This window comes from Paraglaciecola chathamensis S18K6, from assembly GCA_000314955.1.
Lineage (GTDB): Bacteria > Pseudomonadota > Gammaproteobacteria > Enterobacterales > Alteromonadaceae > Paraglaciecola > Paraglaciecola chathamensis.
This window is the reverse complement of record BAEM01000007.1, coordinates 324700-338854: the sequence shown is the minus strand read 5'-3', so window position 1 is coordinate 338854 and position 14155 is coordinate 324700. Positions and strand designations below refer to the sequence as shown.

Here is a 14155-nt window from a genome sequence, read left to right as displayed (position 1 = left end):
TATTTTTCCCAGTTAGGGTCTTATCTTTATCCGTTCAAATTGGAATTTATATGAAATATCGTGCGTTATTACTGGCTGCGTTCACCTTCTTATCAGTTAGCTCTGGCATGAGCATGGCAGCTGACAACAAGCAAAATCTTGATAGTGTTAAACAAAAAATTCAAATGTCGTTAGGGATGCAAGTAACGTCAATTGGTGATGCGCCTGTCCCTGGGCTATTGCAAGTACAAACCGACAAGGGGCTTTTTTACACCAGCGATGACGGCAAGTACTTTTTGCAGGCTCGTATCTTCAACTTAGATGAAGGTATGCGCAATGAAACTGAAACAACATTAACCAAAATGCGCATTGATGGCATTGAACATTTCAAAGACTCAGTTATTGAATACAAAGCTGACAAGGAAAAATATGTGGTGAATGTGTTTACCGATATTACCTGTGGGTATTGCCGTAAACTGCATAACCAAATGGAAGAGTACAATGATTTGGGGATTACAGTACGCTACTTAGCGTTCCCTCGCGCGGGGATCAACAGCAAGCCCTATCAAGACATGGTGTCAGTTTGGTGCGCTGCCAACCCGCAAAAAGCCTTAGATGAAGCCAAAGGCGGTGAAAACGTAGCCAAAGCAAGTTGTTCAAATCAAGTCGCAGAGCAATATAATTTTGGTCAGAGTGTGGGCGTAAACGGTACGCCAAATATTGTCTTACCTGATGGTAGCGTTGTGCCTGGCTATCAACCCCCAGAAAAATTACTGCAAGCAATACAACACGCATCATAAGATTATAAGCAGGAGCAATGCTCCTGCTTTTCCGCGTTTTTAGTGTAATCAACCTAGAGTAAGTTAGTGCAAATACGCCGCCGTTCCCCCGTTTCTGTTGAGCATTTACCCGACTCAATCAATCCGATCTTAAAGCAAATTTACGCCACCCGCGGTATCACCTCTGAACAACAGTTAGAGCGAAGTGCTAAAGCGCTTTTGCACTACAAAGACATGTCAGGTGTGGTCGATGCCGTGAGGATATTGGCCGATGCGTTAGCGCAGAGTAAAAGGATTATTATTGTAGGAGACTTCGACGCCGATGGCGCGACAAGTACGGCGTTAAGTATGCTCGCACTAGGGATGATGGGCTGTAAAAACCATGACTACTTGGTACCAAATCGCTTTAACTTTGGTTACGGCCTTAGCCCACAAATTGTTGATGTTGCCCATGAGCAAGGTGCTCAGGTGATAATGACCGTAGATAATGGCATTGCCTGCTTTGCTGGTGTTGAGCGAGCAAAAGAGTTAGGGATAACAGTGCTGATTACAGATCACCATTTGGCCGCAGAAACCTTGCCCATCGCCGATGCAATCGTAAACCCAAATCAACCAAACTGTTCATTCATGTCAAAGAATTTGGCAGGGGTAGGCGTAGCGTTTTATTTAATGCTCGCACTCAGAGCACATTTGCGCGGTGTCGATTGGTTCGCCCAGAATGATATTGATGTTCCAAATTTAGCTGACCTGCTCGATATTGTCGCCTTAGGGACCGTAGCTGACGTGGTGCCCCTGGATGAAAACAACCGTATTTTAGTCCATCAAGGATTACTGCGTATTCGCAGCGATAAATGTCGCCCAGGTATTCAAGCGTTAATTGAAGTCGCTGGGCGCGATAAACGTAAAATGGTCGCTTCTGATTTAGGCTTTGTGATTGGCCCAAGGTTAAACGCCGCTGGGCGGTTAGACGATATGTCTATGGGTATTGAGTGCTTACTAACAGACTCAGATTACAAAGCAAAACAAATTGCGGTTGAATTAGACAGCCTAAATCGTGAACGCCGCGAAATCGAGCAATCCATGCAGCAAGAGGCGGTTACTGCTCTTGATAATTTGCAGCTGTCAGAGCAAGACATGCCCCATGGCTTGGTATTGTATCAAGCTGATTTCCATCAAGGCGTGATAGGTATATTAGCGGGGCGAATTAAAGAAAAGTATTTTAGACCGACGATTGCCTTTGCCCATCAAGACGATGAGATTATCAAAGGATCAGCTCGCTCAATACCCGGTGTACATATTCGTGATTTGTTGGAAGAACTCAGTACGCGATACCCAGGCCTTATCATTAAATTTGGTGGCCATGCGATGGCGGCGGGTTTAAGTATTGAAATGGCCAAGCTAGAAGAATTCAAAAAGCGTTTTACCCAGCTTGCACAAGAGCATTTAGCGGGCAAACCCCTCGCAGGTGAGCTTATTTCAGACGGTGAATTACCCGCACAGGCGTTAACGTTAGAGTTCAGCCAGTTACTCAAAGATGCGGGGCCTTGGGGGCAAGGCTTTCCAGAGCCTCTTTTCGATGGTCAATTCGAATTGGTCGAGCAACGGATTGTAGGCCACAAACACCTAAAAATGATGCTGCGCATGCCGAACGGAAAGCTAGTCGATGCTATCGCATTCAATGTTGATACACAGGTGTGGCCAAATGAGCAGTGCAAGCATGTTGAATTAGCTTACAAACTAGATATAAATGAATTTCGTGGCCGCACATCGTTACAGTTTTTGGTTGAGGGACTAAATCCGCTGTGACGTCACTGTACGAGGCATTGTGAGCCGCAAGAGGCTGGTTATCGTTTTGTCTTCGCTGTGGTGCTATTATATCCGCTCTTAGGCAAACAGGGCGCAATAATGGCAAAAAAATCGGAAATCGATAAGCTGCTGAGTAAACATGATAAGTTGACCCATTCTGAAGACATGACGGTAGAATCTCATGTACAACGAAATGAAGATCAATGGTTTGTAAATACCTTGATGATCAAAGGCTATGAGGTGCCGTTTCGTTTTCGCCGCAAGAAACAATATAAGAATCTTGCAGGTGCTCGGGTTAATTTAACCTATTACCCAATAACTGAAGAAGTGGCCGGATTTCCTTTTGAAGCTATGAAAGTCGTTAGGATCAAGGTTTCTTAACACTCTGTTATTTTCTCTGCAATTAAAGAGCATTTTGTGGCAACTGAACAACTAAACGGTTTTGTATTGCACAGGCGCGCTTATCGCGAAACGAGCTTTCTGATTAATTTTTTCACCATGGAAAATGGTAAGGTATCCGCCATAGTCAAGGGCGCTCGAGGGGCAAAGAGCGACAAGAAAAGTCTGCTTCAACCTTTTCAACCACTACTCGTTGCGGTTTCCGGTCGTTTCGAACTGAAAAATTTACAGCAAGTGGAGTCCACTGGAGCGATGTTAAGGTTGTCGGGACAGGCCTTATATTGCGCTTTGTATTTAAATGAAGTGTTAAATCGTGTGTTAGCAGATGATATTCCCCATCCTGAAATATTCGTTTTGTATCAGCAAAGCTTACACGCCCTAGTTGACACTACTCATTTTGAACCCATCTTGCGTAGTTTTGAATTAGGCTTACTTGATGCGTTAGGTTATGGCATCGATCTTACCCACGAGGCAGATACCGGGCAGCCACTTGCTGAATCGGGATATTACCGAATACAAGCTGAGTTGGGTTGTGTATATCAAGGGGATATTCGTTTATCAGGCTGCCACTTAGGAAGTAGCTTATTAAAAGTGGCTGGTGAACATTGGGATGCAGAGAGTCTACAAGTCGCCAAAGCCGTCACCCGTAAAGCGCTCGGTGAACTGTTAGGCAGCAAACCATTGATGAGCAGAGAGTTATTTAAACAAACCCATTTTAGATCCAAAGGGAGAGAGCTTTGAGAGACATTCTTTTAGGGGTCAATATCGACCATATCGCCACATTAAGAAACGCCCGAGGTACCCAGTATCCTGATCCTGTGCATGCCGCTGATATTGCTGAGCGTGCAGGGGCAGATGGGATCACAGTGCACTTGCGTGAAGACAGGCGTCATATTGTTGATAGAGACGTCGCCTTGTTACGTCAAACGATTAACACTCGGCTAAATTTAGAAATGGCTGTGACCGATGAAATGCTCGACATTGCACTGAAAACTAAACCAGAATTTTGTTGTTTAGTGCCTGAAAAGCGAGAAGAGTTGACCACTGAAGGTGGCTTGGATGTAGTGGGTAACCAGCAGAAAATTGCTCAGGCGTGCAAACAACTTGCTGAGGCCGGTATTTTGGTGTCCTTGTTTATAGATGCCGATTTTGCTCAAATTGATGCGGCTGTAGCCTGTAATGCACCCTACATTGAAATTCACACGGGCCAATATGCTGAAGCAAAAAATGAGCTTGAACAGGAAGCTGAGCTCGCAAAACTAGTCGCTGGCATTGAGTATGCTGATGCCAAGGGATTGAAAGTGAATGCGGGGCACGGTTTGCATTATCATAATGTAAAACCGATTGCGGCAATTGAGCAGATTATCGAGCTTAATATTGGCCATGCCATCATTGCTCGTGCTGCGTTTGACGGTTTAGACAAAGCAGTAGCAGACATGCGCCGTTTAATGCTAGAAGCGCGTTCAGGACGCTGAATGGGAGAGTGACAATGGCAGTAATGGGATTAGGCACAGATGTCATTGAAATATCGCGCATCGAAAAACAATTACAACGGTCAAATCGGTTAGCACAGCGAATATTGACGGCTACAGAATTGGCGATATTTGATGAGCACTCGTTTCCTGCACGTTATCTGGCAAAGCGTTTTGCTGCAAAAGAAGCGGCGGTAAAAGCGTTAGGAATAGGGATCGGAAACGGGATTAGTTTCCAAGACGTAGAGGTACATAACTTACCTTCAGGTCAGCCGTTTTTACGCTTCTACGCAAAGTTTGCGCAAATTTGTGAACAGCGCAATATTACATCTAGTCATATTTCTATTTCTGATGAACAACAATATGCTGTGGCGACGGTTATTTTAGAATCACCGTAATGATTATGCGATTTTTTGGTGCGCCTAGGGAATAAGGCGCACCAAAACAGCAGTATTTAGATTAATGAGTGAATATTTTTGCTAGTATTATTGTTCATTATTGGTAAATTTCGATTGTATATTGATACAACGCTAGCGAATGTAACTAGTTTATTGCAGATCTTTTAGAACTAAGCCTTTCCGACAAAATTGGCGCATTTACTGTATGTAATTATCATTTTTCAGCCTAGGCAAATGCGTGGGTTTTAACGCTATTGAGTACAAGGATACGTTATGGTTGCTATCCGCAAAGTCCATGAATCCAAACGGCCTCCTTTTGACGAGTGGTTAGATTCTCTATCCCTTTCTGATGAGTGCAAGCATAAACTCAGAGAAGTCTCCGACACGCCGGAAATCCTCTTGGTAGGGCAGGAGATGGTGGAAATTCTGCACGAATTACATATGGATGATGAAACGCTTCAGGCCTCACTTGTCTATCCTTACTGTCAAACCCATGAATTAACCGAAACCCAAATAGAAGAGCGTTTTGGCACGGGAATTCAAAAGCTCATCACCGGCGTTAGGCGCATGGATGCAATTAAATCTTTGCACACCAGAGCAAACAGCACCCGTAAAAATGACGAAGAACAAATAGATAATGTACGGCGCATGTTACTTGCCATGGTGGAAGACGTGCGCGCCGTAGTCATCAAACTCGCGGAGAGAATTTGCGCTCTGCAGCAAGTCAAAACCCAAGATGAAGAAACCCGTGTGTTAGTAGCGCGTGAGTGTTCAAACATATATGCCCCCCTTGCGAACCGGTTGGGCATAGGCCAGCTGAAATGGGAACTGGAAGACTTGTCGTTTCGTTATTTGCGCCCAGAAACCTATATGCAAATTGCCAATTTATTGGATGAACGGCGAACTGATCGCCAGCAGTACATTGAAGATTTTGTGCAAGAGCTTCAGGCGGCGCTAGACGCACAAAACATTAAAGCTAAGGTGTATGGTCGACCCAAGCATATTTATAGCATCTGGAAGAAGATGCAGAAAAAGCACCTTAGTTTTGAACAGTTATTTGATATTCGTGCTGTGCGGGTGATCGCTGATCGTTTGCAAGATTGCTACGGTGCATTAGGTGTAGTGCATTCTAATTGGCAGCACATTCCTCGAGAGTTTGATGATTATATTGCAACTCCCAAACCGAACGGTTATCAATCTATCCATACGGTAGCCCTTGGAAAAGAAGAAAAGACCGTAGAGATTCAAATTCGCACCGCCCAAATGCACCAAGATGCTGAACTAGGTGTTGCTGCCCATTGGCGTTACAAAGAAGGCACTAGCAGCAGCCGTTCAGGCTACGAGGAGCGTATTAATTGGTTGCGTAAAATTCTGTTATGGCAAGAAGAAGTGGCTGAGTCAGGGGATTTGGTCGAAGAGCTGCGCAGCCAAGTGTTTGATGATCGCGTGTATGTCTTTACACCAAAAGGGGACGTGGTTGATTTACCTCTTGGGTCTACACCGTTAGATTTTGCCTATTATATTCATAGTAACGTGGGCCACAGATGCATTGGTGCCAAGGTGGGTGGGCGTATCGTTCCATTCACTTACGAGCTACGAACCGGTGATCAGGTTGACATTTTAACCGGAAAAGAGCTTAACCCCAGTCGCGACTGGATGCATCCTGGTCTTGGCTATGTTCACTCGTCACGAGCGCGGGCGAAAATTCATACCTACTTTAAAAAACAAGACAAAGACAAGAATCTTGCGGCTGGTAAGGAAATATTTGAGCGGGAATTACAAAAAGCCGGCATCGATAGCAAAGATATCGCTCAAGCTTGCACGCGGTATAACATGAACACCGCAGATGATTTGTATGCCGCCATAGGCGCAGGTGATATTCGCTTAATGCAAGTGGTGCACTATCTACAACAACTGCATGTGCCTCCCACCGAAATTGACCCAAGGATCAAGCCCAAAAAACCGCAATCGAGCAAATTTAAGAAAGATACGGTTGTGGTTGAAGGGGTCGGTAATTTGATGACCCAAATTGCTGGTTGTTGCCAGCCTTTGCCAGGTGAGTCGATACAAGGATACATAACGCAAGGACGTGGGGTTAGTGTACACAGAGAAGACTGCGACCAGCTAAGCCACTTACTTGAACAGCACCCAGAACGTGAAATAGATGTGGATTGGGCGAGTAACATCAACGCGTCATTTCAAACTTATGTGCAGGTATTTTGCAGCGACAGAGACGGCTTATTACGAGATATCACTACGGTGTTAGCTAATGAAAAAGTAGGGCTGTTAGGGGTGAATAGTGCCAGTGACGTCAAATTTGGTATGGCCCGTATTTCCTTGCGCTTAGAGCTAAAAGATTTAAAAAGCCTGTCACGCGTGATGAGTCGAATCGAAGGCATTAAAGGTGTCTCTATGGTTCAGCGTACGGATAATTAATGACCTCTTTTTCGCCACAAGATACAAATGATAAAGTCGGCAGCTCTAGTGAAAGTGCATTAAGCGAGTTGCTTAGCATTATGCGTACCTTACGTGATCCTAAGCATGGTTGTGACTGGGATAAACAGCAAACGTTTGCCAGCATAGTGCCCTATACGATTGAAGAGGCCTATGAGGTTGCTGACGCCATCGATAAAGGCGATATGACAGACATTCGAGATGAACTAGGAGATTTACTCTTTCAAGTTGTCTTTTATGCACAAATGGCACAAGAGCAAGAAGCCTTTGCGTTTGATGATGTGGTAAAAGGGATTTGTGCTAAGTTACGCCGCCGGCATCCACATATTTTCGCTGATGAAAGTGGTAGTGTCGCGTCGGTTGAAAAGGGGCAATGGGAGAAGATCAAAGCGCAAGAACGCATGGCCGCCGGTAAGTCCACAGACAACAGTATTTTAGCCCACGTGCCTAAAGGCATGTCCCCTCTGCTTCGAGCACAAAAACTCCAGCAAAAGTGCGCAAAATCGGGTTTCGACTGGCCAGAGTTACAGCCAGTATTGGACAAGCTACAAGAAGAAATTGAAGAGGTGATGGCTGAAGTCGATGCCCCTAACCCAGAGCAAGCTGCGATTGAGGATGAAATCGGAGATGTGCTTTTTTCTGTTGTGAATTTAGCTCGTCACGTCAATGTGGATGCACAAACTGCTTTGCGCAGAGCATCGAATAAATTCGAGCAACGCTTTAGGCAGGTTGAACTTATTGCCCAACAAAAAGGGCAAGCGGTTCATGAAACAAGCCTAGATGAGTTAGAAACCTTTTGGCAGCAAGCGAAAGGACTTTCCAAGTGACTTATGGCCTAAAGATCAGCATCGAGGGTGATTCGCTTTGTTGCTCCTTGTTACAAACTTTGATTTCACTTTTTAGCCACTCGGTGTAGATTTAAGTTGAGTGTACAAACTAATTAATATTTAAGCTTGTGAGGTGTTGCGTTTAATTAATCGCGTTAGATTATGAATAAGTTTCTTGTCCTGTTATTACCTTTATTGTTCTCGTTACTCAGCGTTGAGGGACGAGCGGCGAGCAGTGGCAATGTAAATATCGAACGCAGTGCGTTGTTATCAGACGCATTTGAGTCTCAATCATTGCAATTATCCCAAGAAGCTGATGATCGCGATGAGCACTTCTATATTGGCTTTACGCTTCCTGAGTTGCCCAATAAAGCCAAACAAACTGGCTACATTAACTCTGGCCAGCCTTCATTTCGTTCCACTTACGACGCTAGCAGTATTAGAGCGCCTCCTTCCGCTGGTTAATTTATCCATCATTCGGTTCACGCATTGCTCTTCGCAATGGTGTAAATAAATTAATTAAAAAAATCTTAATGTGGGTTAGACCGGCATTAAGGTTTAGGAAGAAGATCATGAAAAATATAGCCCTTTACGAACTAAACCAATTAGATGAATTAGCATGGCCTGAAACGTTTCAAGGCATTAACTTAGAATCGCCAGCGACCTCCGTATTTACTGATTTCAAAAAAACGAAACCGATAGTTATTCAAGCCGATACGCCTATTTCTGAAGTGGAACAGCGTATGATTGAAGAGAAAGTGCGTCTTAAAATTGTTTTAGACACTAGCAATAAATTTATCGGTGTTATCAGCCTGGATGATTTAAACGATCAGGAGAAAATAAAGCGTATTGCCTCAGGTATCGAAAGACCTGATCTCTGCGTGCGTCACTTTATGCGCGGTAAAGAAGATTTAAAAGTCATCTTATATCGAGAATTACAACGTTCGAGTGTTGGTGACGTAGTAGGAATGCTTAAAACCAACGGCTTGCAACACTGCTTGGTGGTTGATAGTGAGGAGCATCAGATACGGGGCATTGTTTCAGCCAGTGATTTGGCCAAAGGCTTAGGAATTGCGATGAATTTGAGCGTCAGCCCAAGCTTTTTCGACATATTCAACGAAGTGTATAGTGAAGCCCCTTTATTTAAAGCGTACGGATAGCATAAATTCGCTATGAACCTTGTGCCTTTACAGAGGATTTGTGCCGAGGCAAATCCCCTGTAATGCCCGCTGCTCATAGCAAGTTGTGATTATTTTTCTTGTTAATTCCTAATAAAAATGCGCAATTTCTGCTCGCGTTTAATGAAAACATCTGTATAATTCGCGCCCTGCCCAGTTACACCCACTTTGGGAAAGTGGAAGAATCATACGACTCGAAGGGGTCATGGTATTGATTTTAGCGGTTTCTGTGGTTGCAAACCTCGGTTTGAAATAACAGAAACAACGTAACATTTAGACATATATTTTTTGGGTAATATTAGATGAAAACTTTTGTTGCAAAACCTGAAACGGTAAAACGTGAATGGTATGTGGTAGACGCCGCAGACAAAACACTAGGTCGCTTAGCGACTGAAATTGCTAGCCGTTTACGCGGAAAGCATAAGCCTGAGTACACACCTCATGTGGACACAGGGGATTACATTGTTGTGATCAACGCAGAGAAAGTAGTTGTTACTGGCAACAAAGCCAAAGGTAAAATGTACTACTCTCACACTGGTTACCCAGGCGGTCTTAAAGAGACTAACTTTGAGAAGTTACAAGCCTTCAAGCCAGAGATGATCATTGAAAAAGCGGTTAAAGGTATGTTGCCAAAAGGTCCTCTTGGACGCGATATGTTCCGCAAAATGAAAGTCTTCGCTGGTCCTGAGCATAAACACGCTGCTCAACAGCCTCAAGTCTTAGACATTTAAGGAGCATAGAAAATGGCAGATACTCAATACTACGGCACTGGTCGCCGCAAAAGCTCTACCGCTCGTGTTTTCCTTCGTGCAGGTAGTGGTAACATCATCGTTAACAAACGTCCTCTAGATGAATTCTTCGGTCGTGAAACAGCACGAATGATTGTTCGTCAACCACTTGAATTGGTTGAGATGACTGAAAAATTCGATCTTTACGTCACAGTAGCTGGCGGCGGAATCAGTGGCCAAGCTGGCGCTATCCGTCACGGTATCACTCGTGCGTTGATGGAATTTGATGAGACACTTCGTCCTTCTCTACGCAAAGCTGGTTTCGTAACCCGTGATGCACGTAAAGTTGAGCGTAAGAAAGTGGGTCTACATAAAGCGCGTAAGCGTCCACAGTTCTCAAAACGTTAATCGTTTTTACGAATTCGAAACCCGGCGATTGCCGGGTTTTTTTTGGCCGTTATTCGGCTAAAACGCCGTCTTGTACAAATTTCCCTCTTAAGTCTCGGTATTTCTTTGTTTTATTGACGAATTCCTTGTATTTATTGTGGGTTTTCTTTTATCATTTTCGGTTAATGACAAAACTATAACTTCTTTTAGTACGTAAGCTATTTAAAGCTTTTGACAAAGAAGTATGAGCAAATTCAACCCTCGGAGATTATTGGATGAGCAATGTATCATTAGATGCGAATGATTCGTCTGTTACCGAAAACCAACCGCAAGACAATAACCGACGTCGCTTTTTGACTGTCGCTACGTCTGTTGTCGGTGGTGTCGGTGTCGCAGGTGCTGCTATACCTTTCATCGGGTCATGGAACCCAAGCGTGAAAGCACGAGCAGCAGGTGCTGATGTAGAAGCAGATATAAGTAAAATCGAGCCTGGGCAGCTTATTCGCGTGATTTGGCGCAGTAAGCCAGTTTGGATCACCAGACGTACACCCGAATTACTTGACTCATTGACCCAAATTGATGATTTGTTGAAAGATCCTAACTCTGAACAAGATCAGCAGCCTGAGTTTGCTCGAAATTCATATCGTTCGATTAAACCAGAATACTCAGTGCTAGTGGGTATCTGTACTCACCTGGGTTGTTCACCTCAGCATCTAAAAGATGGTGCATTTGAAGAATACGTTGAAGGTGTTCCTGAGGGCTTCCATTGTCCATGTCATGGTTCAAAATTTGATATGGCTGGCCGTGTATTTAATAATGTTCCTGCACCTCTTAACTTGGTTGTTCCACCGTATATGTATATAGATGACAACACCATCTTGATTGGTTCCGAAGAAGGGGCGGCATAACATGTTCAAAAATTTAATGGATTGGATTGAATATCGCTTACCCATTATGCGTGTGGCTAACATGCATGCGATTCAATACCCCGCACCGCGCAACATGAACTTTTGGTACGTGTTTGGCTTTTTAGCCACCATCGTACTAGTAAATCAGTTGGTGACCGGTATTTGGTTAACCATGAGTTTTGAGCCTTCAGCTGAGCGCGCATTCGCTTCGGTTGAATACATCATGCGTGATGTTGAATACGGTTGGATATTACGTTACATGCACAGTACAGGCGCTTCAGCGTTCTTTATTGTGGTTTATCTGCACATGTTCCGTGGCATGATTTACGGTTCTTACCAGAAACCACGTGAGCTACTGTGGTTGTTTGGTATGTTCATTTACTTGGCACTAATGGCTGAAGCATTCATGGGGTATGTATTACCTTGGGGTCAAATGTCATATTGGGGCGCACAAGTAATCGTATCTTTGTTCAGTGCTATTCCTGTTATTGGTCCAGACTTAGTTATTTGGATTCAAGGTGACTACGTTATCTCTGGGGCAACATTAAATCGATTCTTCGCTTTGCATGTTATTGCGCTACCTCTCGTTATCGTTATTCTGGTGTTTTTGCATATAGTGGCACTTCATGAAGTGGGCTCAAATAACCCTGACGGCACCGATGTTAAGCGTAAGAAGGGCTCGCTAACAGAAGAAGAAAAAACCAAGTTTAAGATGCATGAGTACTACACAAGTAAGTACGATATTGTCGATGACATTGTGCCTTTCTTCCCGCACATTGTGTTAAAAGATCTGGTTGCGTTTAGCTTGTTCTTGATTGCGTTCTGTTACGTTATGTTCTTTAACCCAGGAATGGGGGGCTACTTCTTAGAGCATCCTAACTTTGAGATTGCTAACCCGCTTAAAACACCTGAGCACATTTTCCCTGTTTGGTACTTCACGCCTTTCTATGCGATTTTGAAAGCGGTGCCTCATAAACTTGGTGGTGTAATTTGTATGTTTGCGGCGATTGTTGCGCTTGCATTGCTTCCTTGGATTGACCGAGGACGTGTTAAGTCTTGGCGCTACCGTTGCGGCTTACACCGTTGGAACCTGATCGTATTTGCCGGCGTGTTTATCTTCCTTGGGTATTTAGGTGGCACACCACAAGAAGCTTGGAAAATTATTGCTTCGCAAATTTTGACCATAATGTACTTCGGTTTCTTCTTCTTACTGTGGATTTACAGCAAGAATGAAAAAACTAAGCCAGTTCCAGCGAGGATTACAGGATGAAGAAGTTAATACTCGTTTTAGCATTTTTATTGCCAAATGCAGTGTTTGCAGCAGGTGGTGGTGTACATTTAGACACCGCTAACTATGATTTAACCGACAAAGCATCGTTGCAAAACGGTGCCAAACTCTTCCAAAATTACTGTTTAGGTTGTCACCAAATGCAGTACCAACGCTATCAGCGTGCGTTTGCCGATTTAGGTATTCCCGTTGAGCTTGGTCAAGAAAACTTGCAATTCACTGGCGAAAAACCAGGCGAGTTTATCAAAAATGGTATGCCTTCTGAGTCGGCTGCTAAGTGGTTTGGTGCTCCACCTCCAGACTTAACCTTAGTTGCACGTGTACGTGGTGCTGATTGGTTGTATACCTACTTACGCACTTTCTACGTTGACGAAAGCCGCCCATTCGGTGTGAACAACTTAGTGTTCCCAGAAGTGGGGATGCCTCATGTGTTGCAAGAGCTACAAGGTCTGCCGCGCAAAACAACTGAGCAGCATATGGTCGACGGCGAAATGGTTGATCGTTATGTGGGTATCAAGTCTGATGGTACTGGGGAGTTAAGCCCAGAAGAATATGACAGCGCTGTTTTAGACTTAGTGAATTACCTGGTTTATACCGGTGAGCCATCACGTTTAGAGTCTGAAAGTATCGGCCGTTGGGTATTGGTCTTCTTATTGGTATTCTTTGTACTTATTTACTTGCTCAAGAAAGATTATTGGAGAGATGTGCATTAATTCAACAAAAGTTAATGTATAATCCGCAAAATTTTAAGGGGCTCAGCGCCCCTTTCTTATCACTGGTAGATTAATTTACCGTTTTGCTATTAATATGACCTTACTTAAGGCGTTAAAATAGTAATAATTGGGTTTTCCAGATGTTTTTTAATGAAATAAAGACAGCAGAAAATCTGAATTTAGGAGGAAGCTTAATGGCTGTAGCCACAAATAAACGTTCTATCATGACGTTGTTCTCAGACACCATTGATATTTATAGTCATCAAGTGCGAATTGTACTTGCTGAGAAAGGTGTGGGAGTTGAAATCAGCTATATTGAGAAGAACAATCTGTCTGAAGATTTAATTGATTTGAATCCATATGGCACAGTTCCCACCTTGGTAGATAGAGAGCTAGTGCTTTATAATTCTCATATCATCATGGAATACTTGGATGAACGTTTTCCTCACCCTCCATTGATGCCTGTATACCCTGTATCTCGTGGCCAAAGCCGTTTGACTATGCATCGTATTCAGAATGACTGGTACGTGCTTGCAGAGCAAATTCTAGCGGGTAAAGGCGATGTAGCAACTGCGCGTAATGAGTTACGCGAAGCCTTGTTAAGCTTAGCGCCATTATTTGCAGAAACACCTTTCTTCATGAGTGAAGAATTCAGTTTGGTTGATTGCTACCTAGCACCGCTATTATGGCGTTTACCTTCGCTTGGTATTGAATTGACTGGAAATGGTGCGAAAGATGTACGTACTTACATGAATCGTATTTTTGAAAGAAGTTCGTTCAAAGCCTCTTTGACCGACCAAGAACGCGAAATTCATAACCCTCTTTAGTGGGAAGTGACA

General features: G+C 43.8%; 16 protein-coding genes. All 16 read left to right on the top strand.

Annotated features, from left to right (window positions below; translation table 11 throughout):
- Window positions 1-50 precede the first annotated feature (50 nt).
- On the top strand, window positions 51-779 hold the full coding sequence (dsbC, locus tag GCHA_RS03250; RefSeq protein ID WP_007984988.1) for a bifunctional protein-disulfide isomerase/oxidoreductase DsbC: 729 nt from the start codon (window positions 51-53) through the stop codon (window positions 777-779).
- Between the two features lie 66 nt (window positions 780-845).
- Entirely contained in the window at window positions 846-2564 is a 1719-nt protein-coding gene (gene recJ, locus GCHA_RS03245) for a single-stranded-DNA-specific exonuclease RecJ (protein ID WP_007984987.1), read from the top strand.
- 99 nt (window positions 2565-2663) lie between these two features.
- Window positions 2664-2945, top strand: a complete 282-nt coding sequence (locus GCHA_RS03240) for a hypothetical protein (RefSeq protein ID WP_007984985.1) — start codon at window positions 2664-2666, stop codon at window positions 2943-2945.
- A gap of 36 nt (window positions 2946-2981) precedes the next feature.
- A complete protein-coding gene (gene recO, locus GCHA_RS03235; RefSeq protein WP_007984983.1) occupies window positions 2982-3704 on the top strand; it encodes a DNA repair protein RecO in 723 nt (240 codons plus the stop codon).
- Window positions 3701-4438 carry a pyridoxine 5'-phosphate synthase gene (gene pdxJ / locus GCHA_RS03230; protein ID WP_007984981.1) on the top strand — a complete coding sequence of 246 codons (738 nt, stop codon included), beginning with the start codon at window positions 3701-3703 and terminating at the stop codon, window positions 4436-4438. Before recO ends, pdxJ begins: the two co-directional genes overlap by 4 nt.
- Before the next feature lie 14 nt (window positions 4439-4452).
- Window positions 4453-4833 carry a holo-ACP synthase gene (acpS, locus tag GCHA_RS03225; RefSeq protein ID WP_007984978.1) on the top strand — a complete coding sequence of 127 codons (381 nt, stop codon included), beginning with the start codon at window positions 4453-4455 and terminating at the stop codon, window positions 4831-4833.
- Between the two features lie 273 nt (window positions 4834-5106).
- Window positions 5107-7269, top strand: coding sequence for a GTP diphosphokinase (gene relA / locus GCHA_RS03220; RefSeq protein ID WP_039991993.1), 2163 nt, complete (start codon window positions 5107-5109; stop codon window positions 7267-7269).
- Window positions 7269-8114, top strand: coding sequence for a nucleoside triphosphate pyrophosphohydrolase (gene mazG / locus GCHA_RS03215; protein ID WP_007984975.1), 846 nt, complete (start codon window positions 7269-7271; stop codon window positions 8112-8114). The genes relA and mazG overlap by 1 nt, the downstream gene beginning before the upstream one ends.
- 162 nt (window positions 8115-8276) lie before the next feature.
- Window positions 8277-8579, top strand: coding sequence for a hypothetical protein (locus GCHA_RS03210; RefSeq protein WP_007984973.1), 303 nt, complete (start codon window positions 8277-8279; stop codon window positions 8577-8579).
- A gap of 107 nt (window positions 8580-8686) precedes the next feature.
- Entirely contained in the window at window positions 8687-9274 is a 588-nt protein-coding gene (locus GCHA_RS03205) for a CBS domain-containing protein (RefSeq protein WP_007984971.1), read from the top strand.
- A 320-nt stretch (window positions 9275-9594) separates the two neighbouring features.
- Window positions 9595-10023, top strand: coding sequence for a 50S ribosomal protein L13 (rplM, locus tag GCHA_RS03200; RefSeq protein ID WP_006991012.1), 429 nt, complete (start codon window positions 9595-9597; stop codon window positions 10021-10023).
- A 12-nt stretch (window positions 10024-10035) separates the two neighbouring features.
- Window positions 10036-10428, top strand: coding sequence for a 30S ribosomal protein S9 (rpsI, locus tag GCHA_RS03195; RefSeq protein WP_007984964.1), 393 nt, complete (start codon window positions 10036-10038; stop codon window positions 10426-10428).
- Window positions 10429-10682: 254 nt separating this feature from the next.
- The gene (petA, locus tag GCHA_RS03190) at window positions 10683-11315 is read left to right on the top strand and encodes a ubiquinol-cytochrome c reductase iron-sulfur subunit (RefSeq protein WP_007984962.1); all 633 of its coding nucleotides are present in this window, start codon (window positions 10683-10685) and stop codon (window positions 11313-11315) included.
- A 1-nt stretch (window position 11316) separates the two neighbouring features.
- Window positions 11317-12585 (top strand): cytochrome b, encoded by a 1269-nt coding sequence (locus GCHA_RS03185; protein WP_007984960.1) that lies wholly within the window; start codon window positions 11317-11319, stop codon window positions 12583-12585.
- Entirely contained in the window at window positions 12582-13316 is a 735-nt protein-coding gene (locus tag GCHA_RS03180) for a cytochrome c1 (RefSeq protein WP_007984958.1), read from the top strand. The genes GCHA_RS03185 and GCHA_RS03180 overlap by 4 nt, the downstream gene beginning before the upstream one ends.
- Window positions 13317-13510: 194 nt before the next feature.
- Window positions 13511-14143, top strand: a complete 633-nt coding sequence (gene sspA / locus GCHA_RS03175) for a stringent starvation protein SspA (RefSeq protein WP_008302051.1) — start codon at window positions 13511-13513, stop codon at window positions 14141-14143.
- Window positions 14144-14155: the final 12 nt, after the last annotated feature.

Bases quoted from the DNA above. Each gene is read 5' to 3' on its own strand.
- dsbC (WP_007984988.1), top strand. From the start codon at position 51: ATGAAATATCGTGCGTTATTACTGGCTGCGTTCACCTTCTTATCAGTT.
- GCHA_RS03240 (WP_007984985.1), top strand. From the start codon at position 2,664: ATGGCAAAAAAATCGGAAATCGATAAGCTGCTGAGTAAACATGATAAG.
- acpS (WP_007984978.1), top strand. From the start codon at position 4,453: ATGGCAGTAATGGGATTAGGCACAGATGTCATTGAAATATCGCGCATC.
- relA (WP_039991993.1), top strand. From the start codon at position 5,107: ATGGTTGCTATCCGCAAAGTCCATGAATCCAAACGGCCTCCTTTTGAC.
- mazG (WP_007984975.1), top strand. From the start codon at position 7,269: ATGACCTCTTTTTCGCCACAAGATACAAATGATAAAGTCGGCAGCTCT.
- GCHA_RS03210 (WP_007984973.1), top strand. From the start codon at position 8,277: ATGAATAAGTTTCTTGTCCTGTTATTACCTTTATTGTTCTCGTTACTC.
- GCHA_RS03205 (WP_007984971.1), top strand. From the start codon at position 8,687: ATGAAAAATATAGCCCTTTACGAACTAAACCAATTAGATGAATTAGCA.
- rplM (WP_006991012.1), top strand. From the start codon at position 9,595: ATGAAAACTTTTGTTGCAAAACCTGAAACGGTAAAACGTGAATGGTAT.
- rpsI (WP_007984964.1), top strand. From the start codon at position 10,036: ATGGCAGATACTCAATACTACGGCACTGGTCGCCGCAAAAGCTCTACC.
- petA (WP_007984962.1), top strand. From the start codon at position 10,683: ATGAGCAATGTATCATTAGATGCGAATGATTCGTCTGTTACCGAAAAC.
- GCHA_RS03185 (WP_007984960.1), top strand. From the start codon at position 11,317: ATGTTCAAAAATTTAATGGATTGGATTGAATATCGCTTACCCATTATG.
- GCHA_RS03180 (WP_007984958.1), top strand. From the start codon at position 12,582: ATGAAGAAGTTAATACTCGTTTTAGCATTTTTATTGCCAAATGCAGTG.
- sspA (WP_008302051.1), top strand. From the start codon at position 13,511: ATGGCTGTAGCCACAAATAAACGTTCTATCATGACGTTGTTCTCAGAC.